The organism is Brevibacillus laterosporus, assembly GCA_007833815.1.
GTDB lineage: Bacteria > Bacillota > Bacilli > Brevibacillales > Brevibacillaceae > Brevibacillus_B > Brevibacillus_B laterosporus_D.
Genome location: CP033464.1, coordinates 4,303,488 through 4,328,363, shown reverse-complemented (window position 1 = coordinate 4,328,363; position 24,876 = coordinate 4,303,488). Strand labels below are relative to the sequence as shown.

The 24,876-nt window shown below is 41.0% G+C and carries 25 protein-coding genes, 5 tRNA genes, 1 pseudogene and 1 riboswitch; of the genes and pseudogenes, 28 read left to right on the top strand and 3 right to left on the bottom strand.

What is annotated here, in order from left to right; genetic code table 11:
- Positions 1-125 precede the first annotated feature (125 nt).
- Complete coding sequence (locus EEL30_20980) at positions 126-707, bottom strand: N-acetyltransferase (GenBank protein QDX94532.1); 582 nt, start codon at positions 705-707, stop codon at positions 126-128.
- Positions 708-1,250: 543 nt separating this feature from the next.
- Here EEL30_20980 and EEL30_20975 point away from each other — a divergent pair.
- The 9 genes from EEL30_20975 (at position 1,251) to EEL30_20935 (ending at position 8,174) form a co-directional block, all read left to right on the top strand.
- On the top strand, positions 1,251-1,607 hold the full coding sequence (locus tag EEL30_20975) for a hypothetical protein (GenBank protein QDX94531.1): 357 nt from the start codon (positions 1,251-1,253) through the stop codon (positions 1,605-1,607).
- 115 nt (positions 1,608-1,722) lie between these two features.
- Positions 1,723-1,832: riboswitch (TPP riboswitch) on the top strand.
- Between the two features lie 307 nt (positions 1,833-2,139).
- On the top strand, positions 2,140-2,862 hold the full coding sequence (locus tag EEL30_20970; protein QDX94530.1) for a thiamine phosphate synthase: 723 nt from the start codon (positions 2,140-2,142) through the stop codon (positions 2,860-2,862).
- 21 nt (positions 2,863-2,883) lie between these two features.
- Positions 2,884-3,084: a sulfur carrier protein ThiS gene (gene thiS, locus EEL30_20965; GenBank protein ID QDX95846.1), complete on the top strand. Its 201-nt coding sequence runs from the start codon at positions 2,884-2,886 to the stop codon at positions 3,082-3,084.
- Positions 3,085-3,088: 4 nt separating this feature from the next.
- The gene (locus EEL30_20960; protein ID QDX94529.1) at positions 3,089-3,865 is read left to right on the top strand and encodes a thiazole synthase; all 777 of its coding nucleotides are present in this window, start codon (positions 3,089-3,091) and stop codon (positions 3,863-3,865) included.
- Positions 3,862-4,542 carry a thiamine phosphate synthase gene (locus EEL30_20955; protein QDX94528.1) on the top strand — a complete coding sequence of 227 codons (681 nt, stop codon included), beginning with the start codon at positions 3,862-3,864 and terminating at the stop codon, positions 4,540-4,542. The genes EEL30_20960 and EEL30_20955 overlap by 4 nt, the downstream gene beginning before the upstream one ends.
- Before the next feature lie 31 nt (positions 4,543-4,573).
- Positions 4,574-5,263: a thiaminase II gene (gene tenA / locus EEL30_20950; protein QDX94527.1), complete on the top strand. Its 690-nt coding sequence runs from the start codon at positions 4,574-4,576 to the stop codon at positions 5,261-5,263.
- Complete coding sequence (locus EEL30_20945) at positions 5,254-6,069, top strand: ABC transporter permease (protein ID QDX95845.1); 816 nt, start codon at positions 5,254-5,256, stop codon at positions 6,067-6,069. Before tenA ends, EEL30_20945 begins: the two co-directional genes overlap by 10 nt.
- A 111-nt stretch (positions 6,070-6,180) precedes the next feature.
- A complete protein-coding gene (locus EEL30_20940) occupies positions 6,181-7,158 on the top strand; it encodes an ABC transporter substrate-binding protein (GenBank protein ID QDX95844.1) in 978 nt (325 codons plus the stop codon).
- A 107-nt stretch (positions 7,159-7,265) separates the two neighbouring features.
- Positions 7,266-8,174 (top strand): hypothetical protein, encoded by a 909-nt coding sequence (locus EEL30_20935; GenBank protein ID QDX95843.1) that lies wholly within the window; start codon positions 7,266-7,268, stop codon positions 8,172-8,174.
- A 95-nt stretch (positions 8,175-8,269) separates the two neighbouring features.
- On the opposite strand, the gene EEL30_20930 is transcribed toward EEL30_20935, so the two are convergent.
- The gene (locus EEL30_20930; protein ID QDX94526.1) at positions 8,270-8,392 is read right to left on the bottom strand and encodes a hypothetical protein; all 123 of its coding nucleotides are present in this window, start codon (positions 8,390-8,392) and stop codon (positions 8,270-8,272) included.
- Between the two features lie 319 nt (positions 8,393-8,711).
- Here EEL30_20930 and EEL30_20925 point away from each other — a divergent pair, with 319 nt between their 5' ends.
- The 4 genes and pseudogenes from EEL30_20925 (at position 8,712) to EEL30_20910 (ending at position 12,170) form a co-directional block, all read left to right on the top strand.
- Positions 8,712-10,472: an aromatic amino acid hydroxylase gene (locus tag EEL30_20925; protein QDX94525.1), complete on the top strand. Its 1,761-nt coding sequence runs from the start codon at positions 8,712-8,714 to the stop codon at positions 10,470-10,472.
- Positions 10,473-10,692: 220 nt separating this feature from the next.
- Positions 10,693-11,400, top strand: a complete 708-nt coding sequence (locus EEL30_20920) for a cytochrome c biogenesis protein CcdA (GenBank protein ID QDX94524.1) — start codon at positions 10,693-10,695, stop codon at positions 11,398-11,400.
- A gap of 14 nt (positions 11,401-11,414) precedes the next feature.
- Positions 11,415-12,062 carry a TlpA family protein disulfide reductase gene (locus tag EEL30_20915; protein ID QDX94523.1) on the top strand — a complete coding sequence of 216 codons (648 nt, stop codon included), beginning with the start codon at positions 11,415-11,417 and terminating at the stop codon, positions 12,060-12,062.
- A gap of 9 nt (positions 12,063-12,071) precedes the next feature.
- Positions 12,072-12,170: pseudogene (locus EEL30_20910) on the top strand (DUF962 domain-containing protein).
- A 20-nt stretch (positions 12,171-12,190) separates the two neighbouring features.
- Here EEL30_20910 and EEL30_20905 read toward each other — a convergent pair.
- Positions 12,191-13,285, bottom strand: coding sequence for a spore coat protein (locus EEL30_20905; GenBank protein ID QDX94522.1), 1,095 nt, complete (start codon positions 13,283-13,285; stop codon positions 12,191-12,193).
- Between the two features lie 148 nt (positions 13,286-13,433).
- Here EEL30_20905 and EEL30_20900 point away from each other — a divergent pair, with 148 nt between their 5' ends.
- From EEL30_20900 to EEL30_20830, 15 genes are all read left to right on the top strand, one after another.
- Entirely contained in the window at positions 13,434-14,528 is a 1,095-nt protein-coding gene (locus EEL30_20900; GenBank protein ID QDX94521.1) for a glycosyltransferase, read from the top strand.
- 98 nt (positions 14,529-14,626) lie between these two features.
- Positions 14,627-15,583 (top strand): gfo/Idh/MocA family oxidoreductase, encoded by a 957-nt coding sequence (locus EEL30_20895; protein QDX94520.1) that lies wholly within the window; start codon positions 14,627-14,629, stop codon positions 15,581-15,583.
- Between the two features lie 157 nt (positions 15,584-15,740).
- Positions 15,741-16,313, top strand: coding sequence for a thioredoxin family protein (locus tag EEL30_20890; GenBank protein ID QDX94519.1), 573 nt, complete (start codon positions 15,741-15,743; stop codon positions 16,311-16,313).
- Between the two features lie 55 nt (positions 16,314-16,368).
- On the top strand, positions 16,369-16,542 hold the full coding sequence (locus EEL30_20885) for a YycC family protein (GenBank protein ID QDX94518.1): 174 nt from the start codon (positions 16,369-16,371) through the stop codon (positions 16,540-16,542).
- 154 nt (positions 16,543-16,696) lie between these two features.
- Entirely contained in the window at positions 16,697-17,011 is a 315-nt protein-coding gene (locus EEL30_20880) for a sterol carrier protein (protein QDX94517.1), read from the top strand.
- 204 nt (positions 17,012-17,215) lie between these two features.
- A tRNA-Leu gene (locus tag EEL30_20875) sits at positions 17,216-17,298 on the top strand.
- 42 nt (positions 17,299-17,340) lie between these two features.
- Positions 17,341-17,416: transfer RNA gene (locus EEL30_20870), tRNA-Thr, on the top strand.
- Between the two features lie 6 nt (positions 17,417-17,422).
- Positions 17,423-17,507: transfer RNA gene (locus EEL30_20865), tRNA-Tyr, on the top strand.
- Positions 17,508-17,511: 4 nt separating this feature from the next.
- A tRNA-Gln gene (locus EEL30_20860) sits at positions 17,512-17,586 on the top strand.
- An 11-nt stretch (positions 17,587-17,597) separates the two neighbouring features.
- Positions 17,598-17,680, top strand: a tRNA-Leu gene (locus EEL30_20855).
- A 651-nt stretch (positions 17,681-18,331) separates the two neighbouring features.
- Positions 18,332-19,810, top strand: coding sequence for an Lsa family ABC-F type ribosomal protection protein (gene lsa, locus EEL30_20850; protein QDX94516.1), 1,479 nt, complete (start codon positions 18,332-18,334; stop codon positions 19,808-19,810).
- Positions 19,811-20,572: 762 nt separating this feature from the next.
- Positions 20,573-20,734 (top strand): cytochrome c oxidase subunit 2A, encoded by a 162-nt coding sequence (locus EEL30_20845; protein QDX94515.1) that lies wholly within the window; start codon positions 20,573-20,575, stop codon positions 20,732-20,734.
- 35 nt (positions 20,735-20,769) lie between these two features.
- The gene (locus tag EEL30_20840) at positions 20,770-21,237 is read left to right on the top strand and encodes a cytochrome C oxidase subunit II (GenBank protein ID QDX94514.1); all 468 of its coding nucleotides are present in this window, start codon (positions 20,770-20,772) and stop codon (positions 21,235-21,237) included.
- A 25-nt stretch (positions 21,238-21,262) separates the two neighbouring features.
- Complete coding sequence (locus EEL30_20835) at positions 21,263-22,942, top strand: b(o/a)3-type cytochrome-c oxidase subunit 1 (GenBank protein ID QDX94513.1); 1,680 nt, start codon at positions 21,263-21,265, stop codon at positions 22,940-22,942.
- Between the two features lie 265 nt (positions 22,943-23,207).
- The gene (locus tag EEL30_20830; protein QDX94512.1) at positions 23,208-24,827 is read left to right on the top strand and encodes an ATP-binding cassette domain-containing protein; all 1,620 of its coding nucleotides are present in this window, start codon (positions 23,208-23,210) and stop codon (positions 24,825-24,827) included.
- Positions 24,828-24,876 lie beyond the last annotated feature (49 nt).

Sequence of the window (24,876 nt, the reverse complement as noted above, 5' to 3'; positions counted from 1 at the left end):
CATCGCTTGTTGATATCTATTCTTAACTGTACACGAACTGGATGCATTGATCTAGCCTAAGATTGTACAAAATGAGCGAAATAGGGAGTTTTTTTGGTTTAGGGGATATTCCCTATGAACGAACGCTATAACATACGGGCTAGCTTTTCTTTTACTTGATCCCATTCGCTATCAATAATGGAAAACATGACGGTATCACGGACAAAACCATTTGCTAGACGCATATTCTTGCGTAATGTTCCTTCATACGTAGCTCCGATCCGGCGAATAGCTCGCTGTGAGTTCTCATTGCGTGAATCCGTTTTAATTTGAACACGCACACAACCAAGCTGTTCAAAGCAATAGCTCAGCAACAAAAATTTACATTCCGTATTAACCCCCGTTTTCCAAACGCGTGGAGTGAGCCAGGTTGAGCCAAGTTCTAAGTGATCATCCTTACTGGAGATGTTAATGAAGCGAGTTGAGCCAATAATTTCCCTAGAGGAGCACTCCCTAATGATAAAGGGAAATTCCAATCCTGCTTCCTTTGCATCATATGCTTTTTTAAAATAAGCCTGCCAATCCTCGTTGGTGACATTCGCTTTCGGTAAAAAGGTCCAAATTTCTGGGTAGCTTCCTACTTGTTGTAGTTCCGCTTCGTGCTCAGGTTGAAGTGGTTCAATCAGGACTAGTGTTCCTTCTAATTGGACGGGATCAATAACGAGCATGTAGTTTCCACCTATCTATGTGAATTCTGAATGTTGTTACTAAGATTAGGATAAAAGGTAATTACCCTAGGAGCAAATCATTTATAGAAATTTATACATTTACAAAGGTGACTATTTATGAGTGTACATGTACCATATGCGTAACTTCCGCAAACATCGGAGAAACTAAACCGATCGAGCGGGAGGTGAGAGAAGCTATGTCCAGTAAGAACAACAAATCTCAAAATAAGTCGAAAAACAGAGGCAAAACTCTAGATACCAATGATCAAAACAGTAACATTCGTGACAATGGAAACACACATAAAGAATAAAAGGAATGTAGCACAGAAGAAAAAGTCCCCTTTTTAAACAAAAGGGGACTTTTTCTTCTGTATAATAATTTCAATAATATAATATACTTTGTAATACTTAGATTATTGTTATTTATAATGAATGCAAGCTAACAGTAGGTAGAACTGGGCAAAATGCCACCTAGAGGAAACATTCATGGTATAATAACAGTAAATCTACGGCAGATAGATGGGAAGAGACGGAGGCATACTTGTGGAAGACTCAATGATGCATCTACATACAAACGAAGTGATACTTAGCACGCAGGCATTTTTAATCTTGTGCCGTTTGTATGATAGCTTTTACGATGAATTAAGACAGCATGAGCAATTAAATGAAGTGGCTGAAAAGACAGCGGCAGTTCTATTAGATGGCGTTGAAGCCTTAAAAGAACAGACGCAACCGCCTAAACAAGTGGTTATGGCTTTAGACTTCTCCAGTCTATTTTTAGTCAAAAAGCTGGTAGAACAAGCGTATCAAGAAGTAAGAGAAGTACCAGAGCAAGCCAAGGCCTTGGGATGGTTGGAAGAGTGTATGCAGGCAATGAATAAAGGAATGATCAAACACTAATGTGGATCGATGACACCATGTGGGCAAAGGGTGCTGATTTTTCGTAAAGAAGATCAACCTGTTTACAAATAAGTAGTGACGTGGTACTGTAAGAGCGAATTCAAAACTTTATAACTTTGTACCGAGCGGGGGCCGAGCTGTCGGCTGAGATTGTAACGATATGCGTTACTGACCGTTGAACCTGATCTGGTTAATACCAGCGGAGGAAGAGGGCGCAAGAACAGAGAAGAAAGTAGCTTTGTTCTATAGATGCATACGAAACCATCCGCTACGGGTGGTTTTTCTTTTTGTGAGAAAAACAAGCTGTAGCAGATTGTATAGCATGTATCGACAAAAGTAGTAAGCAGGTTCCTTTACTTGCTTTCTAAACAGCTAGTTAGCCTTAGCCTCCGCTGTCTATTCGGAACCATCCGAAAAGGAAGTGGAGGCTTTTTTGACGTCTAGACCTGTAAATTCCTAGGTAGGATGGGCAAATGAAAGCTTTGTTTTCTGAACAGAGGTACTTTTATTTATTGCGAGGGGAGTTGAACTTTTGCGAGCACGCTCGCTTCATCTCATTACTACAGGTCGTCAAACGTTGCGAGAAACGTTGTCCATTGTTCAGATGGCTGAGCAGGCAGGTGTTGATTATTTACACATTAGGGAAAAAGAGCGCTCAGCACGTGAAATAGAGGAATGGATCATCCACTTATCAGATGTGTTTCCAAGGGAGCGAATCATCGTGAATGATCGCGTGGATTTGGCAGTTGCGTACCATTGTGGAGGTGTACAGTTAGGACATCAGAGCATGCGGACCAGCTCTGCAAGTCGAATCTTGCCTGCCCACCAATTGCTTGGTTGTTCCGTTCATAACGAACAAGAATGTTTGGCTGTACAACCAGAAATGGTGCAAACCTCTCTCCATCAAGATTCTTTAGTAGGGAATGACTCCTTACAGAGCCGTTTTCCTACCTTTGTGCTGGTAGGACACATCTATCCAACAGAATGCAAGCCAGGTGTCGAAGCCCGTGGTCTTCCTTTTGTAACACGTATGCGAGCATTGCTACCTTCTTGCATATCATTAATCGGGATAGGCGGTATTAATCCTAATCATGTACAGGAAGTGATGGGGGCTGGAGCAGATGGCATCGCTGTTATGTCGGGCATCATGCAGACAACAGAGCCACAAAACATGATGAAAGCCTACCGTGAACAGCTAGATGATTCGTTTTTTTTAAAAGACAGTGAAAAACCAACACGAAACAAAGTGAGGTGACCACCTTTGCAAGTTAAAACAGTGCGGATTCAAATTAATGGAAAAATAACTAATTTAGAAGAAAACGTGACTGTGGAACAAATACTTACCCACTATGGGTTGGAGCAAAGAATCGTAGTGGTGGAACACAACGAGATAATCCTTGATCGTGCTAGCTACGCACATACACCAATCATGGATGGTGATCGTATTGAAATTGTTCATTTTGTTGGAGGAGGATAAAGCGATGAAAGACACGACTTTACGTATTGGACATTATGAGTTTACTTCACGTTTTCTAATTGGTACCGGTAAATGTAGTGATTTAGAAATCCAGCGAGCAGCTGTAACGATCTCAGAAGCACAAATTATCACTTTTGCGGTTCGTCGATTGAATTTGGAAAAAGTGAATGAGCCTACTTTATTAGAATCGCTAGATCTTTCCGCTTATACACTGCTTCCCAATACAGCGGGAGCAACGACAGCGGAGGAGGCAGTACGCATTGCCCGCTTAGCTAAAGCTAGTGGTTTATGTGACATGATTAAAGTAGAGGTAATTGCAGACCAGAAGACTTTGTTACCAGACCCGATAGAAACGTTGCGAGCATCTGCTTTGTTGGTAGAGGAAGGCTTCACAGTGCTAACCTACACGAATGATGACCCAATTCTTGCTCGAAAATTACAAGAAGTAGGTGTTCATGCCGTAATGCCTGGTGCATCACCGATCGGTTCTGGGCAAGGAATTCTTAATCCGCTACATCTCAGCATCATGATCGAAGAGGCGACGGTTCCCATCATTGTGGATGCTGGAATTGGTTCGCCGACAGATGCGGCGCAAGCGATGGAACTGGGAGCAGCTGGCGTGTTATTAAATACAGCAGTAGCGTTAGCAGACGACCCTGTATTAATGGCAGAAGCGATGAAGCTAGGGATTCAGGCTGGACGAAAAGGCTTTTTAGCAGGTCGCATTCCCCGTAGACGCTATGCTTCTGCCAGCAGTCCGAAAGAAGGCATGTTGACATGAAGTTAGCTCGTATAGCTACCTTATCTCAAAAATGGAGCATTTATTTGGTGATTGGTAGTCAGGATTGTGGGAACTCCGTTGAAAACATGTTCCGTATAGTGTCAGATGCTCTCCAAACAGGAGTCGGATGTGTACAGTGGCGTGAAAAGGGACTTGGTTCCATTAGTGATCCAATTCAAAGAAAGAAAATTGCAATCCGTATGAAAACGCTGTGTCATACATACGACGCCATTTTTCTAATTAATGACGATGTTACATTGGCCTGCCAGATTCGAGCGGATGGAGTGCATGTTGGGCACGAGGATATGCCGTTTGCTCAGGTAAAACAATTGGTTCCTCCTGAAATGATCATTGGTATCTCAGCCGGTAATCTAGAGGAGGCTCATATCGCTATCACGTATGGAGCCGATTATCTGGGTGTAGGTCCCATGTATGCGTCCAAAAGCAAAGCAGATGCTGGAGGCCCGATCGGACCAAGTGGACTTACAACGATTCGAAAATTCGTGGGTGGCTATCCGATTGTAGCTATTGGCGGAATTGGACCAGAACATGTCGGTTGCTTGCGAAAAAGTGGGGCAGATGCTGTCGCTGTCATTTCGGCCATTACGCAGGCACCTGATACGAAAAAAGCGGTACAGGAATTCATGTATCATTTTCATAAAAAGTCTCGTTTATAAATAAATCCGAATAATAGGAGGCTGTAAACAGATGAATACGCAAGCAATGGAAATATCTACTTTTACCGAGCTTTTATACGCAGAAGCAAAGCCGATTTGGGAAAAAACGCATGTTCATCCTTTCATTACTGGCATTGCTAATGGAAACCTACCAGTCTCTGCGTTTATCCACTACATGAAGCAGGACTATCTCTTTTTGCAGGAATACGCGAAACTGTTTGCCATCGCAAGCATCAAGGCGACTCGTTTGGACTGGAGCGGTAGATTTGCTCAGATAATGACCTCAACTTTACAGGAAGAAATGTCATTGCATCGCGAATATGCTCAACGTTTAGGGATTTCTCACAATGAATTAGAAACGGCTGAACCTTCATTTGTCATGCTTGCCTATACAAGTTATATGCTACAGGTAGCTCATCAAGGGAGTTTGGGAGAAGGAGTGAGCGCCTTGCTTCCGTGCATGTGGAGTTACCAAGAAATCGGAAAAAGATTGGTGCAAAAACCAGGGGTGACCAATCATCCGCAGTATGGAGAGTGGGTGCGGATGTATAGCTCGGATGAATTTGCTAGCTCGACGAATTGGGTCAAAGGTGTACTTGATGAGATTGCCCGTGACAGTAACGAACAGGAACGTGCCCGAATGAAACAACATTTTATAGCCACATGCAAAATGGAGTATCTGTTTTGGGACATGGCTTACTTGGAACAAGTATGGCCTTAATCAAAGAGCCAAGCAGTCAAAAATTACAAAAGGTGTGGCGCAAAAAAAGGGACGTAGGGTGGTTTTTAGTGTCAGCATGCAGTTTACTACTGATGTGGGAAGCTGGTTGTCGCTTACTTGAGGTACCTACATTTATTTTACCGCCACCCTCTGTTATTGCTATTGCTTTCTGGGACGTACGCAGTCAGTTGTTGACTACACATCTGTGGATTACGTTACAAGAAGCGTTATTGGGCTTAGCAATCTCTATGTTCGTAGGTACAGGACTTGCCATATGTATGCATCTTAACAGGACGATTAAAAAGATCATGTACCCTCATGTCATCATTTCGCAAACGATTCCCATTTTAGCACTCTCGCCCGTTTTCATGATGTGGTTTGGCTATGAGTTACCAGGGAAAGTGGCAATTGCTGTACTGTTCACTTTTTTCCCTATTGTAGTAAGTACTTATGATGGATTACTCGTTACAGACTCCGAACGGCTTACGTATTTTCGCATGATTGGGGCTAATCGTTGGCAAATCTTTTGTAAGTTGGAAGTGCCGAGCGCTTTGCCGTCCTTCTTTAGTGGAGTTAAGGTTGCAGCAACATTCAGCGTATCAGGGGCCACGGTAGGTGAGTGGCTTGGTGCAAGTGCAGGTCTCGGTTATTTTGGCAGACGGGCGTCAGGTAATTTTCAGGCGCCTGTTCTGTTTGCTTCCGTCTTTTTATTATGTTTGTTGGGTCTTGGATTGTTTTGGACCATGAATATGCTAGAGAAACGCTTTCTTATCTACAACCTTTATGGAAAAGAGCCGAGGCAGTAAGCGTTTGAGCATGAACCATCTAATAAGGGAGCAAATGAATTGAACAAATCAATTGTACATAAAAGAAAAGCTGTAAAAAATGTGATACTAATCTTCCTTGCTAGCATTAGTATGTTAGTTTCAGGGTGCGCCTCTAATGTTACCTCCGTAAAAGGAAAGGAACATACCTCCACATCTGGAGCTAAAACACCAGAGAAGCTCACAATCGCCTTAGATTGGTATCCTAATGCTGTTCACAGCTTCTTATATGCAGCAGAATCACAGGGATATTTTCGCGATGCCAACCTGCAAGTGGAGCTAAAAATGCCGTCGGATGCCAATGATCCGTTGAAGCTTGCAGCTACTGATCAAGTAGACTTGGCGATTAGCTACCAAACACAGGTAATTCAAGCGAAGGCGGAAGGTTTACCTATTAAATCGCTAGCTGCCATCGTTCGCGAACCGTTGAATGTAGTAATGGTGCGAGCAGATAGTCCTGTTCAATCCCCTAAGGATTTGACTGGTAAAAACGTAGGGTATCCTGCTCTTCCACTCGACATTGAAATTGTTAAACATATGGTCAAAACCGATGGAGGAGAGCCTTCAAGTATTCGTTTTATCGATATTGGTTTTCAACTAATACCAGTTCTTTCAACAAAGCAAATGGATGCTACCATTGGTGGATATATCAATCATGAGCAATTGATCTTAGAAAAAAATAATGTCCCTGTTCGTCTTTTTCGATTGACTGACTATGCCGTGCCCCGTTATTATGAGTTGGTGCTTGTTACAAGTGACCAGACTGTAGTACAAAAGCGAGAGGCATTGGATCGATTCCAGCAAGCTATGCAAAAAGGGCAGGCCTACGTTATTTCTCATCCAAAAGAAGCATTAGAAGGACTTTTACAACAGGAAGCCAAAGAATTTCCTTTAGATAAAGAGATCGAACAAAAAAGTCTTGACGTCCTACTCCCATTGATGGATGCAAAAGACAAACCATTTGGTAGCCAGGATAAAGCTCAATGGCAACAGGTTATTGATTGGATGGCAACTAAGAAGCTGATTCCCGAGGCTTTCCCAGCAGAGGAGATTCTTCCTGTTGCAAAATGATGTATAATAAAAAATGAAGGAGAAAGCGCCTGTCCATGGCGCTTTTTCTAGTCTGTTCAACATGGATTTTTTAAGGAACATAAGTAATTATGGAGGTGTACGTCATTTTGAAAAAAAGCATTTATCGCATCGGCTATGAGCTTGTTTCCAGACGCGAATTACTGGAGCGTTTAAACATAGAAGTTGGATTCATGTTGCAACATGATCGCCTCCATCCTGTACATACAGAGAAAGAAGAAGTGGCGCCAGAATGTGAGCAACATCAGATATTGGTTCGGTATCAGCATCGACCAAGCGAATGGATAACATTTAGCGGTACGTATCAAATCCAAGTAAGAGAACCAATACCATGGATTGATGCTCCCTTAGAATACCATTTATTTGGTGAGCAACTAATTCCAGGTAATTATCGCCGAGAAAAAGCACCACAAGCTCGAATTCCAGCTAGGACGAAGCTTCAAATCACAGCCATTCGTGATGGGATGGTATACGTCATGGTACCGAATCATCAGTCCAGACGATATGAAATGAAGCTGGAAGATGCTAGGTTTGCCCGTAATTTTCCGACAGAGTTAGAGATGAGATTGCAATACTACTCTTTTCCCCCTCATCCAGACATTTTGGTGGACTGGCTGTTGCAGGAGGGAAGGAAACGTGGCATGATGTCGCGTTTAAATGGTGAGCATACAGAGCGAACTGCTTTTGAGGTGTGGGATGATCTGCGTAAGGAATATCGTTTAAGTGTTAGCGCAGCGATTTTAGCCATTAAGCAGGCACTGGTCGTAATGGATAGGGCGGGGGTTGAGACTGATTTTCCTTACCCTGTTCGAAGTGCAGATATATCCAGTTACAGTGAAGAAGAACGGGATGCCTTTTTTTCTTATCAGACCGTGCGTGCGGCGCTCGCTGCTGTTTCAGCTTTATTGACGATCGACCCGATGGATCAATTACAGGATCATTTGTTGGTAGACGTCATGTTGGAGCAACAACAGAATCGGCGTTCATCCAAGGAATAATAATAGAGTAAAAAATCAAGAAGGTAGCTTACTGAAAGCCCATTAACAAGTAGACCCCAAATCCATTTTCTAAGGTTGGGGGTCTACTTGTTGTTTTACTTTTTACGGTAATGTAGCATGGCTATTTGGTTCATGCGCGTAATGTCTACCAACTCCAAATTCTGCTCTGGGAAGCCTTTGCCAAAAAGCGGGATGCCAGAACCAAGCAAGATGGGCATAATGGCAATCTCATATTCATCAACGAGATTGTTTTACGTAAAAATCAACAAGGTATTGTAGTATAGTTGACGTATGAACTAGTTGATTCTTAACATAAATAATCCCTTTTGCTAAATGTGGTTTACATTCCTAAAAGTGGAAAGAGCAATGCTTTTTTGTTACATGCATCAACGCGTTACAGTAAAATAATAATTGGGCTTTTGATAGGCAAACTTTTTTACACCATTTCCCTCAAAAAGATGATATAGTAAACCATATAATGATAGCGCTTACTTGTACCAAAAACATCGTTATTTTCTCTAGGGGAGGTACAGAGTTATGAGTCACATCGAGTCTAATTTTTCGTTGGTCAACATACCCATACATTTAAAGCAATTCGTTGTCGACCAAGACTATGACAAGTATACACCAGTGGATCAAGCAGTTTGGCGATACGTCATGCGTCAAAACTATAATTTTCTAGGAAAAAGAGCGCATACCGCTTACCTAGAAGGCTTAAAAGCATCTGGTATCAGCATTGAGAAAATACCGAATATTTTGGAAATGAATCGGTGCCTGTCGGAAATTGGATGGGGAGCAGTCAGCATTGACGGTTTTATACCAGGAGTTGCATTTTTTGACTTTCAAGCTCATAATATCCTCCCAATTGCTTGCGACATCCGCACTTACGATCACGTGGCTTATACACCTGCACCTGATATCATTCATGAAGCGGCGGGACATTCACCGATCATTAAAGACGAGAAATATCGTGAATATCTTAAAGTCTTTGGAGCAATTGGTTCCAAAGCCATCTCATCACGTGCAGATTATGAATTGTATGAAGCAATCCGCTATCTATCTATTGTAAAAGAGGATATCAATGCGACTGCTGAACAGGTACTGGCAGCGGAAGAAGAACTAGCTCAAAAAACAGCGGCTGTCACCGAAATATCGGAAGCCACTCAATTATCCCGTCTTTACTGGTGGACAGTCGAATATGGTTTGATTGGCGAGGTTCATAATCCGCAAATCTATGGAGCTGGATTATTGTCCTCTGTTGGGGAGAGCATGAGCTGCTTAACAGATGAGGTCAAAAAAATCCCGTTTTCACTTGATGCTTGCATTGAGACAGATTTTGATATCACCAAACCTCAGCCGCAACTCTTTGTTTGTCGTGATTTTGATCAGTTAATTGAAGCTGTTTTGGAAATGAAGGAGAGAATGGCCTTGCATATTGGAGGCACGGAAAGTTTGCATAAGGCGGTTAAAAGTGGTCAGACCACTACTAGCGTATACAGCTCCGGTCTACAGGTAAGCGGGACCTTGCACCATATCATTTCAGATGAGCAGGGTGAAGCGATTTACTTAGCAACAGAGGGACCAACTGCCCTTGCGCATCAGAATACCGAGCTTGTTGGGCATGATAAATCCTACCATAGCCATGGATTTTCTTCTCCTATTGGTAAAATAAAAGGGGTAGAGAAACCATTAGAAAATTGGACCGATGAAGAGCTCGAAGCATATGGTTTAGTGATAGGTAGTAAAACGGTGGTATGTTTTACTTCAGGAGTCGAAGTTGTAGGGCGTGTTTCATATATTGATCGTATAGAGAATAAAGTGGTGTTAATTGGATTTGATGAATGCACCGTGCGTTATCAGGAGCGTGTTTTGTTCCAAGCTGAATGGGGTATCTATGATATGGCAGTAGGAGCTGAGATTGTCTCTGTTTATGCAGGAGCAGCTGATCGCGAGAAATTTCAATCGGGTACTCATCAACCATCAGAAACACAAACTCGTCGTCCCATCTACACCGAGGAGCAAAAAAGACAACAACAATTGTATCAAATTGTTCGTAATTTACGGATAGAAGAAGGGGCGGAAGAGGAATTACCAGAGAGTTTGCAAGCTATCTTGCAAGAACTAGATGCTTCTTACCCGACCGATTGGCTGTTACGTTTAGAAATTCTGGAAATCATGTTGCAGCATCAATTCCCTGAAGTGGACTGTCAGCAACTACGCTCCCAATTAACAGCTATTGGGGAAGCTGACCATGAGTTGGCGGGCTTGATTGAAAATGGCCTTTCGTTGCTTGGATAACGTATCAAGCATTTTGATCAGTTTAACCAAAAGAAACGACCGCTCTTGAGCTTTCAAAAGTCAGGCGGTCGTTTTGTATGTATAATCATTGAAGGTAATAACAATAATCTTGTGAGCTTTGTCACACTTCGTTCACCTGATGCGCATATAGAAGCATGAATGAATGTCTATGAACTAGAATACATAACAGAAAGAGCAGTTTGGGAAATGGGGGCAGAGTATGGATACACAAATTACAGTATGGCTGGCGCTAGCAGCAGGATTTCTCTCGTTTATTTCACCTTGTTGTTTGCCGTTGTACCCATCTTTTTTATCCTATATCACAGGGGTTTCGGTTTCGGAAATGAAGCAAGGAAAAACCGTGTTTCAGCGTCAGGCTTTGTTACACACGTTGTTTTTTATTCTAGGATTTTCGCTTGTTTTTATCGCGCTAGGATTATCAACCTCATGGATTGGTAGTTTGTTTGCATCTAAAAAAGACTTGATTCGGCAACTGGGTGCTATTTTATTAATCTTTATGGGACTAGTTATCACAGGGGTCTTAAAGCTTGATTTCATGATGAAAACATGGAAGAAGGACATAAATCATAGACCGCTTGGGTATACTGGTTCTATCTTGGTGGGAATTACCTATGCTGCGGGATGGACCCCATGTGTAGGTCCGATTATGTCAGGGATTATTGCACTTGGAATGGCGAATCCAGAGAGTGCTCTTACCTATACACTTGCCTATACGTTAGGGTTTGCCCTGCCATTCTTCGTAATGACGTTCTTCATTAGTAAAATTGGATGGATCATGAAATACTCGGATAAGTTGATGAAAATCGGCGGAGGAATCATGGTTCTGTTCGGGATTTTGCTATATTTTGACAAGCTTACGGACATTTCCATCTACTTAATTAAAATTTTTGGAACGCCAAGTTTATAAAGGAGCTGGAATAAATGCGGCAGATGTTAATCATTCTTAGTTTGCTGGTTCTGGGTGGAGTAGCTACCTACCAAAGCGAGGTCAAAACCAAAGCGAAGCCTACTCCTGAGGCAACAATTGGACAGCCTGTAGAATCAATGCAAAAGGGAATGAAGCAAGACAAAGGGATGTCAGAAAATCCAGTAGCACAAGAGGTTTCTAGTCACATAGAACAACAACCTAGCCAAACGATTGTAATGGGAGCCAAGGCTCCTGCCTTCGAACTACCTGGTATGGATGGAACTACTTACAAGTTCTCGGGACCAAGACAGAAGCCACTGATTCTGAACTTCTGGGCAAGCTGGTGTGGTCCATGTAAAATGGAAGCCACAGATTTACAAAAGATTTACGAAAAGAATAAGGACAACGCAGATTTTTATGCTGTTAATCTGACGAAAAGCGATGATCTAGATTCTGTCAAAGCTTTTGTCGATACGTACAAGCTGACGATGCCTATCCTGTATGACCAAAATGAGACAGCAGCAAAGCTTTATCAGATCCTCGCTATTCCGACTACATTTATTATTGATCAAAACGGAGTCGTTACGTATAAGGTGATGGGTCCGATTCAGCCCGGAATGTTTCAGTCAGAAGTAGATAAAGTGGTTAAAGCTAAAAAATAACGTACTTTTGGGATTCCCATGATTGTGATTTCACTCCCCTTATTTTTCTGGAGTTGGAAATGGGCCTTATGGTTATCTGTGATAGGATGGATATTACAATTTATTGGTAGGCCGGTGTATTTCTTTTTTTAAAAGGTACCAAGTTGAACTTTTAAAAAGTGATTTCGGTCTTTAATAAAACGACAGATGTAATCAGGCTCGGCGTCAAAGACGCTGAGCTTTTCTTTTTTATACGGATCAAGCTGATAGTAGGGACGTAGCAAGTGATGCAGGTATTCTACACGAGGTCCCATATAATCGGGAGTGAACCATGAATGTAGCGTTTCAGCCATTCTTTCTTTATAGAGCTGTTTGTAAGTAGAGATGTCTAATAAACGAGCGCTCAAGGTATTATACCCGTCTATGTCAATAAAGTCGTAAGCCATTTCTTTTCCGTTACAATCACGTCCCCAGGTGGCGTCATAATCCCATGGGATCATCTCAAATAAACCTGTCTCACTATTTCGATATAAAGCGTAATTATGAATAAAACCGTCAAAATTTTGGGTACATACAGCTCCCACTAGCCAACTTACATATTTGTTGACGTTGAGATAACGTGCGATGATCTCTTCAAAATCAGCTCTGGGAGTTGTGTTAATTACGTAGATCAATTCACGTAACCAATTCATATCTTCTTCTCGACCGTATTTGAGCCGATATCCAGCATCAAGACTTGGTTTGACTTCTTCGCTTTTGGGACTTAACAAGGAAAAATTGGCGTTTCCGCTCACGGCGTAGTAAATCGGGCCAAGTGGAAGATGACGTTTTTGTAAAAAGGATTCATCAACGGATTCCAATTGGAGATAGAGGCCTTCACAAATCCCATTCCGACATAGCACCACATAGGTAGTAGCAGGAACTAACACATCGAGGCGTTCAAAAAAGGTAAAGGATAACACATTTCGCATCAGAGAGGGGTCTAGCATTTCTGCATTAAGATGAACCTCGCGTTGCCCATGAAAGCGTTCATCGTCAGGGAAGTAGATGGTATATGACTTTTTTGCCAATTCGCGTGTATGGGCTCCTCGATAGGAAACTTGGACGGGGTAGTCTTTCTGTTGAATGGAGAGGAAAGCATCTATGCGAACATCCGCCTTTATATGTTCATCCAAGTAGGAGATCCCTTCGTCGGTGACAGTCAGGTAATAGACTTGTGGTAAATCATGCGACTGAATTTCCATATAACCCCTTCCTTTCTTTTTCATCTTATGGGGAATACAAGCATTTGCACCACTTTTAAACGAGAATAAAGAAGGAAATCAGTTCACCTTTTTGTTTGAGAGAATATACATACAAAAGTGAGCAAAAATAGCGACATGAGGTGACACCATGATCACAATCAGTTTATGCATGATCGTGAAAAATGAGGAAGATAGTTTAGCAAGATGCTTGGATTCGGTAAAGGACTTGGTAGATGAAATTAATATTATTGATACGGGTTCTACGGATGGCACAGTAGAGCTTGCGAAAAGGTACACCGATCGAATCTTTCATTTTGAATGGATCGATGATTTTTCAGCAGCCCGCAACTTTGCTTTTACCAAAGCAACACAACAATATATTTTGCATCTTGATGCAGACGATTTTCTGCTGGAGATTGACCGTGAGCGTTTGCGAACACTAAAGGAAACATTAGATCCAGCCGTTGACTCTGTTACGATGAAATACCACATTGCATTTGATGAATATGATAATCCTATTATGTCTTTTCGACGGAATCGTATGGTGAAGCGAAGTAATAATTTTCAATGGTATGGCGCTGTACACGAGTATTTGTCGGTTTGGGGACATATTATCGACAGTGATATTGCGGTAACACACAAAAAGATTCATCAGGATGAGGGATATTCGAAGCGTAACTTGCTCATTTATGAAAAAAAACTGGAGCGCGGTGATGAGTTTACCATAAGGGACCTTTATTATTATGCAAATGAGCTACGCGATCACTCCTTTCATGAGAAAGCGATTGAATATTACATCAAAATGCTTGATTCTAAACAGGGCTGGATAGAGGATGAGATTAATGCGTGCTACAAAATCGCTGATTGTTATTATGCTTTAGGTGACAAAGAGAAGGAATTAGAGTATGCAATCAAAGCATTTGCGTACGACATCCCACGAGCGGAGGCTTGTTGCCGAATTGGCTATATCTTTTTCACCAGAAACGAATATCTTAAAGCAATTTTCTGGTATGACCTAGCTACAAAGCTGAAAAAACCGGATACGTGGGGATTTTTTACAGAAGCGTGCTGGACGTGGCTCCCGCATTTACAATTATGTGTCTGCTACAATCGGATTGGGCAAAACGAGAAAGCTCTTGAACACAACGAACAAGTAGGGAAGTATCGACCAGATGATCCAAAATATTTGTTCAATAAAGAGTTACTAGAACGTTTAATGAACAAAGAGGATTCAAATAGCTAATTTTATACTCACGAAAAGTGACCTTCTTTCCGTCCCCTTCATACAATGTGAAAGTTGGGTTTATCTGTAAGTTTTTGGACGGAAAGAAGGGATGTGGAGTGAAAGTAGGAGTGATTGGGACCGGCGTAATGGGCAAACATCATGTACGTGTCTACTCCTCACTCATTGACCAGTGCCAGTTGGTAGGCGTTTATGATGCAGATCAAAAGCGAGCGCAAGAGATCGCGCGGGAATATGATATTCTTTCGTTTGCTACTCTAGACGAACTGCTGGAGCGAGTAGACGCAGTGAGTATCGCTGTTCCGATACCTGCCCATTATGAGGTGGGGATGGCTTGTATTCGTCATGGGGTGCATATGTTAATGGAAAAGCCGATTACCGCGACTGTAGCGGAAGCAGGTAAACTGATCGATAGAGCTAAAGAAGCTCATCTTCAATTGCAAGTGGGGCACATCGAACTGTTCAATCCAGCAATTGCGGTGTTACGCTCCATTTTGGAAGGTGAAGAGATTATCGCCATTGATATGCATCGCATGAGTCCGATGGAACCACGTATACAAGGAATTGATGTGGTATTGGATTCTATGCTTCATGACATATATATTTTGCAGCATATACAGCCGGGGGCATTAGACAGATTGCATGCGGTCGGTCAATATTATCAAGGAGCGATCAAACATGCTGTGGCTTTGTTTCAATTTGAATCTGGAGTTATTGCTCAAATAACCGCGAGCCATTTAACGGAAGAAAAAGTACGAACCTTGCGGGTGGTTACCAGACGGGCGTTTGTCCAAGTCGATCTTCTCGATAAAAAGGTGGTCGTTTCCCGTGCCACCAATTTCTATTTAGAGAAACAAAGTGATGGTTATAGTCAACAAAACATTTTGGAAAAAGTGATTGTACCAGGAGTTGAGCCGCTACGGGCAGAATTATTAAATTTTTTACAAAGTATAACTGCGAAAAAGCCGGCTTTGATCACAGGCGAGTCAGGTCTACAAGCATTACGATTAGCAACAGAAATTACCCAACAAATCGAGCGAAATGTATCAGCTTGATCTGATACTAATAAGGAAACCTGTGTTATTTTTGCACAGGTTTTTTTGATGTTATTTGATATCGCCCAAAACACTTACATAAGGGAACCGAAAAGGGAGATGGCCGCGTCCTAGCGAATTGAGAACAGAAGAAATCAATACGCAAGGAGGATTTATCATGGCGATCAATTTGCAATTAAAAAAAGGGACAGGAATTAGCATGCGGCAATTCATGGACACGATGAATAAGAATAAAGAGACATTCCTAGACTGGTATCAAAGATTTTCGTGGGAAACAGAGGAGGAGCGCTCGCAAATAGAAGCGGCTGTTCAACAAGGAGGGTTTCAAGCATTTTTATTGAGCGCAGAATGGTGCGGGGATGTAGTTCGTAATGTACCGGTATTGTTTCGTGTGGCAGAAGCAGTCAAGTTACCCGTTGAAGTATTAGTCATGGAGGATCATCTCGATGTGATGGATCAATTTTTGACTATGGGTGGCCGGGCTATTCCTGTTTTCATCATTTGTAACAAGGCAGGAGATGTGCTTGGAACATGGGGGCCGCGACCAGCGCATGTTCAGAAGATTATGATTCAGTTTAAACAAGAGAATCCAGATCGGGAAGCTACTGATTATCAAGATAAAATCATGGTCGCTCGTAAAGAGATGCTTACTCAATACGGCGAAGATACAGGCTATCAACAGGTTATCGTGCACGAATTATCCGACTTATTCCGCCAGATACAATCATAAGTTGCTAGCATGGTATAATGTAAAAAAACGAAACAGAACAGCAAGAGGTGAGATGATGAGACCTTTACAAATTTCAGCGGAAACAGCTGTTAAGTTAGCAGAACAGCTTGGGGTACCTTTGGAAAGATTAATGCACATGCCTCAACATATATTGATGCAAAAGCTTATGGAGATTTCTCAACAGGAAGCGACAGAAAAGCAACAGGCAGAGACGGATGAGAAAGAATAACTGCTTCTCAAACTTACTACAGTATAGGTGCCCTTTGAGGCACCTTTTTTAAATGATCAAGAAATTTTAGCTAATCGGCATATGCTTTGATATTTCTGAATAGTATATTATGGTGAAAAAATCAGGTTTACATTGAAAAAGGGGGAGTTCCATCGTGTTGCAAGAACTGGAGACGCTTGCTGAACGAATAAATCAAAACCCTTCTGTCATTGAAGGGTGGTGGGCAGTTTATCAATTTGATGTGAGTGGAGAGCAGGGAGGTACCTATCAGGTTCAATTTAATAACAACCATGTTCAAGTAACAGAAGGGAAACCCAACCAATCACAATGTACTCTCCAACTATCCGATTCCAATTTTAAAAAACTCTTACAAAAGCAATTAAATCCTACGACTGCTTTGATGCTGGGTAAAATAAAGATAAAAGGAGATATAGCGTTAGCGTTACGATTGCAAAGTTTATTTGCATAAAACGAGTAGAACGATTGTTATACGGGTTATTAAACGTAGTGATAGGATGGTTACAATTGATCTTTTTTGATTAATTGTGGCTATCTATTTTTTCGTAAAAAAACCTTGATTTTTATTTTGATAGTATGCTATATTAAAAAAGCCAAAACGGTACTGAGAAAAACAACATGATTGAGAACAGGTTGTTAACCGTTTAGCTCACATGCGGGTGTGGCGGAATTGGCAGACGCACCAGATTTAGGTTCTGGCGGGCGACCGTGGGGGTTCAAGTCCCTCCACCCGCACCATTTTACATACATAACAGCAAGACAAGCTTTCTATATAAAAATGCCGGTGTAGCTCAATTGGTAGAGCACCTGACTTGTAATCAGGGGGTTGTGGGTTCAAGTCCTATCGCCGGCACCATTTTATGGGGAGATAGTGAAGTGGCTAAACACGGCAGACTGTAAATCTGCTCCCTCCGGGTTCGGCGGTTCGAATCCGTCTCTCCCCACCACTTTTGGGGTATAGCCAAGCGGTAAGGCAACGGACTTTGACTCCGTCACTCCTAGGTTCAAATCCTGGTACCCCAGCCAACTTTATATATGCCGGTATGGCGGAATTGGCAGACGCGCGCGACTCAAAATCGTGAGGGAAACCGTGGGGGTTCAAGTCCCTCTACCGGCACTACAATAAAAAAGCGGAATTTACGTTAGATGCGTAAATTTCGCTTTTTTCGTTATGTTCTTTGACTTGTCTTGTCATTTGCCATGAGGGGAGTAAATTTTTGATGCTCCTTTATCCTCCAACTTGTTACAAATCCATTGTAATTGAGTGTAAACCTATGGATAAAAACAAGAAACAGACTGCCGATTATACCTTCTTCCCAGTATCAAACATGCCCACAATTATTTTCAAAATGAATATCCAATTTTGTACAGTTTAAATCATGAAGGTAGAAAAAAATAGTACACTTTGTCGTTTAATCTATACTAATAGTAGCAACGATCACAATTACGGGAAGTTCCGCTTCAAACCGTATCAAACCTCGATTGTCCAGGATTTATTTGTTGAAATTAAAAAATGGGTATGATAAGATACGTTTAATTTAATGATTGGAGTTGAAAAGCATAATGTAATTTTTCTTGCTAATATAAAACAATAAAAGCGATATTTTTCGCATGTTTTATTCTTTATAGGCAAGAAAGTTACTAAATCTTTTCACTCAAACAATATATCCTTATCTAACTCCATAGTGGGTTGGATTTGCTGTATTTATTTGAGCTACAAGAAAGTAACTTTCTTGTAGCTTTTATATTTATCATACAGGAGGATAATTTCATGTCATTAATAAATGTTACAAACCTGACGTTTGCCTATGATGGCAGTTTCGATAACATATTTGAAAACGTAAGTTTCCAAATAGATACCGATTGGAAATTAGGATTTACGGGAAGAAACGGTAGAGGTAAGACAACATTTCTCAACTTGTTGCGTGGTAAATATGAATACAGCGGAAATATTTCTGCTAATGTCAGTTTCGAATATTTTCCTTTCCTTGTCGAAAACAAGGAAAATAATACCCTTGATGTAATCAACGACATTTTTCCAGACTATCTTCACTGGAAATTAATGCGTGAACTTTCATTGCTAAAGGTTTCTGAGGATGTTTTATATCGGCCCTTTGATTCATTGTCCAACGGAGAGCAAACGAAAGTGTTGTTGGCTACATTATTTCTTAAGGAAAATAGTTTTCTGTTAATTGATGAACCAACCAATCATCTTGACATGAATGCAAGAAAACTTGTCAGTGATTATCTCAATTCCAAAAGCGGATTTATTCTTGTGTCTCACGACAGATCATTTCTTGATAACTGCGTAGATCACATACTTTCAATCAATAAGACCAACGTAGAAATTCAAAAAGGTAATTTCTCCGATTGGTGGGAAAATAAAAAGAGACAAGATAACTTTGAGCTTGCAGAGAACGAAAAGCTAAGAAAAGACATTAAACGCTTGTCGGATTCTGCTAAACGAACGAGCAACTGGTCATACGAAGTGGAAAAAACGAAAAATGGTACAAGAAATTCCGGTTCCAAGGTAGATAAAGGGTATATTGGTCACAAGGCTGCTAAAATGATGAAACGCTCTAAAGTAATTGAGCAAAGACAACAATCTGCTATTGATGAAAGGTCTAAGCTCCTTAAAAATATTGAAAACCCTGACAGCTTAAAGATTTCACAACTTGCTTTTCATAAAAACCAACTTGCTGAGCTTGAAAATGTTTCGATTTATTACGGTGAGAAGATGGTTTGCACAGATATAAGTTTTACTATTGAGCAAGGTGAGCGAATTGCGCTTTTAGGGAAAAACGGTTCCGGAAAATCAAGTATTATCAAACTTATTTGCGGTGAGAATATCAACTATACTGGCCCTTTCAGAAAGGGAAGTCAGCTTAAAATATCCTATGTTTCACAGGACACCTCACATTTACAGGGCAATTTAACGGACTACGCTAGAAACAATGGGGTTGATGAAAGCCTTTTTAAATCTATTTTAAGAAAACTTGATTTTTCCAGAGTTCAATTTGAAAAGGATATTTCAGCTTTTAGCGGCGGCCAAAAGAAGAAAGTGCTGATTGCAAAAAGTCTTTGTGAGAAAGTTCATTTGCATATTTGGGATGAACCGCTTAATTTTATTGATATTATTTCTCGCATGCAAATTGAAGAGTTACTGCTTGAATACTCACCAACCATTCTTTTTGTGGAGCATGACAGTGAATTTTGCAAAAATATTGCTACAAAGATCATTGAACTCTAACGGAGATCGATAGCTTACTATAGGCAGCGGTAGTCTAGGACTTTATTTTCGCGTCCGAAGTTACCACTGCCTTTTTATTTGAGATCAGTCTAAGACTTTATTTTTCTTTGAACAACAAGTACTCCAGTCATCGAATTTCAAGTTCTGCGCGGTGCTACGGTTTTTAGTAGTAAAGAACTGGAACAAACTCGTTTGGTGCTACGTTACGTGTATAAGTCATGTTGATTTAACCGATGGAATCGGTACTGTTACGATAATCATATGCATTTCCTAGCAGTCACACTGTAAGAGCGGACGCTTCAATACTTTCCTTTGTTTTCTTCGTAATATCTTGCTAATGAAAGCATTGAATCAACAATAAAAGTACTGCTTGCTACTTTATACTTGATTATTGCTGATTTAAAGTATCTATCGTAAGCGGGTACATAGCCTAAAGTGAATTATATTTTGGGATATTCAGTTCTTTCACTATATCCTTGTGAACCTTATAGTCTTTCTGTAGTAAAAATGAGGACCCTTTGATAAAAATAAATAGTAATCATTTTTCTCACAAAAAGAGTCTTTTTTAACGATTGATTTTTATAATAAATAGAATTTTGTCAAAACGTTGACAATGAATAAAACCAGATAGCTCTAAAGGGCTAAAAGTGATAAATCTCACACCCTTTACAAATGTGAGAATGGTTTAATCAAATCGTAAACATTACAAATTCCTTTTTGCAAAAAATGGGTGGTAAGGAAAAAAAGAGAGGAGGTCATCGGATGAGCGGTCCCCAAACTCAACCTAATCAACAGGAAGAGAAAGAGAAGCATCAGGAAGGCGAACTAAATTTGAAGGGAACTTTAGCTTCGGTCTTTCTGGTAGGTCTGTTTATCGCAGTGACTTGGTTTGCTGTTTTTTGGATTTTCCTAAGCAGAGGGTAGCTGATATAGAGAGGGAATGAACGGGAGGGTATGTTATGCATTTACACCGCTTTGAAAAAATTTGGCTGATTGTTGGGGGAGCAACATTGGTGCTTTTTTTAATCGTCTTATCTGTCAATGCCTATGCAATGGGCATGATGCCGCCAAGCCATATGAAAATGATTGATCCCAAAAAAGTTGATGAAACAGCTCCATTTGATAATCTAGGACTGCATAAAACGGGTGATAACGAATACGATCTTGTCATGACATCATTTATTTTTACATTCCAACCTAATCAAATTGAAGTTCCAGTCGGTGCCAAAGTTAAATTTGTTGTAACTAGTAAAGACGTGGTACACGGCTTCGAAATACCAAAAACAAATGTGAACATCATGGTGTTACCTGGTCATATCAGCGAAGTCACTCACACATTCAACAAGCCAGGAACGTACTTGATTCTCTGTAACGAATATTGTGGAGCTGGTCACCAGTTGATGGCAGCTACAATCGTTGTGAAGTGATTCGGAAAGGTAGTGACGATAAAGTATGGTAGCGGAATTAAAGAATTTGAATAAAACGCAACCGGTGGTAAAAGTAGACGCCGCCGCTGCAAAACTTTCGTTGGTACATGTGTATGTAGCTTATATTGGATTTGCGATCGCTATTCTGTGTGGCTTACTTCAAGGTCTTGTTCGGGGTGGAATTATTACCTTACCATCTTGGCTAGGCTATTATCAGATTTTAACAGCGCATGGGGTTTTATTAGGTTTAGTTTTTACAACATTCTTTATTATTGGTTTTTTCATATCAGGCTGTGCTCGAACGTCAGAGGGAAAGTTGACTCCTCTTGCTTTAAAATTAGGCTGGATCGGTTGGATTCTAATGACGGTTGGTACAGCAATGGCGACAGTAGCCATTCTATCCAATGAGGCATCTGTCCTGTACACTTTCTATGCACCGATGAAAGCTTCGCCGCTGTTCTATATTGGGTCAGCTCTGCTAGTCGTAGGTAGCTGGTTTGGTGGATATTCAATTTTTGCTAATTATATTCATTGGAGAAAAACACATAAAGGAAAAACGTCCCCGCTCTTTCAATTTATGGCCGTTTCTACGATGATCTTGTGGCAGATTGCGACGCTAGGGGTAGCAGCAGAGGTCTTGTTACAGCTTATTCCATGGTCCTTGGGCTGGGTACCAGAAGTTAATGTATTGTTAAGCCGGACTTTATTTTGGTATTTCGGTCATCCACTTGTTTATTTTTGGTTAATGCCCGCTTATGTTTGTTGGTATGTTAATATTCCAAAAATCATTGGTGGGAAAGTATTTAGTGACTCGCTTGCGCGTTTATCATTTATCCTACTTATTCTGTTTTCTATTCCGGTAGGCTTTCATCACCAGCTAATGGAACCGGGAATCTCTGACAAATGGAAAATGTTGCATGTTATCTTAACTTTAACCGTAGTATTCCCATCGCTTATGACGGCATTCTCTTTATTTGCCGTATTTGAGACATCTGGACGTAAAAAAGGTGCGAAAGGCTTGTTTGGCTGGTTTTGGAAATTGCCTTGGAAGGATGCTCGTTTCTTTGCGCCTATGCTCGGTATGCTAGCTTTTATTCCAGCGGGTGCAGGCGGGATCATCAATGCTAGTAACCAAATGAATGCGGTTGTGCATAACACAATCTGGGTAACGGGACACTTCCACTTAACGGTAGGAACAAGTATTGCTCTCACGTTCTTTGGAATTACGTATTGGTTAATGCCCCATTTAACAGGCCGCAAGATGACTCCTGCTTTGCATCGATTGGGTATTTTACAAGCCGTCATGTGGATGGTTGGTATGCTACTTATGTCAGGTGCAATGCATTATCTCGGCTTGCAAGGTGTGCCGCGTCGTACAGATTACACTACCTATTTTAACAATGCGGAAGCTCTTAGCTGGATACCTCCACAGCAGCTCATGGGCTTTGGTGGTGCTATCCTGTTCTTTGCGGGAGCATTGATGGTAGGTATCTTGTTTTATCTGATCTTTAAGGCACCAAAAGGAGAAGAAGAGTATCCTATCGCTGAATCCCAAGAAGCAGTCGAGCATACTCCAAAAATTTTGGAGCGTTGGTCCTTATGGCTAGGGATTGCAGTATTCCTGATTCTTGTGGCATATGCGTATCCGATCTATCAATTGATTGACCATGCACCGCCTGGATCAAAACCGTTTATTACTTGGTAAAAAAGTAAAAAAGTCATCTGTTGCATGTACCTTTTACAAAAAGGAGTACATCGGCGGATGGCTTTTTATTGTGGGAACAAAAATGGTTACGTTCATATCCAGTGATAGAGAGGACTTGAGGCTATGTTGTTCTAAAAAAAGTGGGGGATTTACTTGCTATAATTGCCTTGTTAGATGTTAATAAATAGAAGGGGTTAATTTTTAGTAATAAATGTAGTAAAATATACGTTTGAAGAAGAAAATGTATGAATAAAGGATGAGATTAATGATAAGTACAAATGGTGTTACCCTGCGATATGGGAAACGCGCTTTGTTTGAAGAGGTAAATATCAAGTTCACACCCGGTAACTGCTATGGATTAATTGGGGCAAACGGAGCTGGTAAATCTACATTTCTGAAGATTTTATCCGGCGAAATCGAACCAAACCAAGGGGAGGTTATCTTAACTCCTGGTGAACGTCTTGCCGTTCTAAAGCAAGATCATTATGTGTTCGATGAATGCGAAGTCCTGAAAACGGTAATGATGGGTCATAGCAGATTGTATGACATCATGGAAGAGAAAAATGCTCTGTACATGAAGGAAGATTTCTCCGAAGCAGACGGAATTCGTGCATCTGAATTGGAAGGCGAATTCGAAGACTTGAATGGCTGGCAAGCTGAATCTGATGCTGCTGCGCTACTGATTGGTCTAGGTATTGCCGCTGACTTGCATGATAAGAAAATGGTAGAGTTAGATGGAAGCCTGAAAGTACGTGTGTTGTTGGCACAAGCTTTGTTTGGTAATCCAGATATCCTTCTACTAGATGAGCCAACCAACCACTTGGACATCGAATCCATTCGTTGGTTAGAAAACTTCTTGGCTAACTATGAAAATACTGTTATTGTCGTATCCCATGACCGTCACTTCCTAAACCAAGTATGTACGCACATTGCTGACATCGACTTTGGTAAGATTCAGATGTATGTGGGTAACTACGATTTCTGGTATGAGTCTAGTCAACTTGCTCTTAAATTAATGAGAGAGCAAAACAAGAAAAAAGAAGAGAAAATGAAAGAATTGGAAAGCTTTATTGCACGCTTTAGTGCCAATGCTTCCAAATCAAAACAAGCGACTTCCCGTAAGAAGATGTTGGATAAGATCTCACTGGATGATATCCGACCTTCTAGCCGTCGTTATCCATTTATTAACTTCAAGCCTGAGCGCGAAGCTGGTAAAAACATTTTGGAAATTGAAGGTTTAACCAAGACTATTGAAGGTGAAAAAGTATTTGACAATCTTCACCTGATTATTAATAAAGGTGATAAGGTTGCGCTAGTAGGTCCAAATGGTCACATCAAAACAGCGTTGTTCCAAATTTTGATGGGTGAAATGGAAGCTGACAGCGGAACTCATTCTTGGGGTGTGACAACTTCTCAAGCGTATTTCCCTAAAGATAACTCTGAGTACTTTGAGGGATGCGATTTAACGCTGGTAGACTGGTTGCGTCAATACTCCAAAAATCAAGATGAGACCTTCTTGCGCGGTTTCTTAGGCAGAATGTTGTTCTCTGGTGAGGAAGCATTGAAGAAAGCCAATGTTTTGTCTGGTGGAGAGAAAGTTCGTTGTATGCTATCCAAAATGATGATGGTGGGCGCAAACGTTATCATGTTAGATGAACCTACCAACCACTTGGATTTGGAATCGATTACAGCGCTAAATAATGGTCTAATTGAATATGATGGTACGATGTTGTTTGTTTCACATGACCATCAGTTCGTTCAAACCATCGCGAACCGCATTATTGAAATCACACCAAAAGGTATCATTGATAAGATGATGACATACGATGAATATCTGGAAAGCGAAGAGATCAAACAACTTCGCGAAAAATTGTACAGCGAGTAATGAAAAAGAAAAGAGGGTTAACCGGTTAAGGTTAACCCTTTTACTAAAA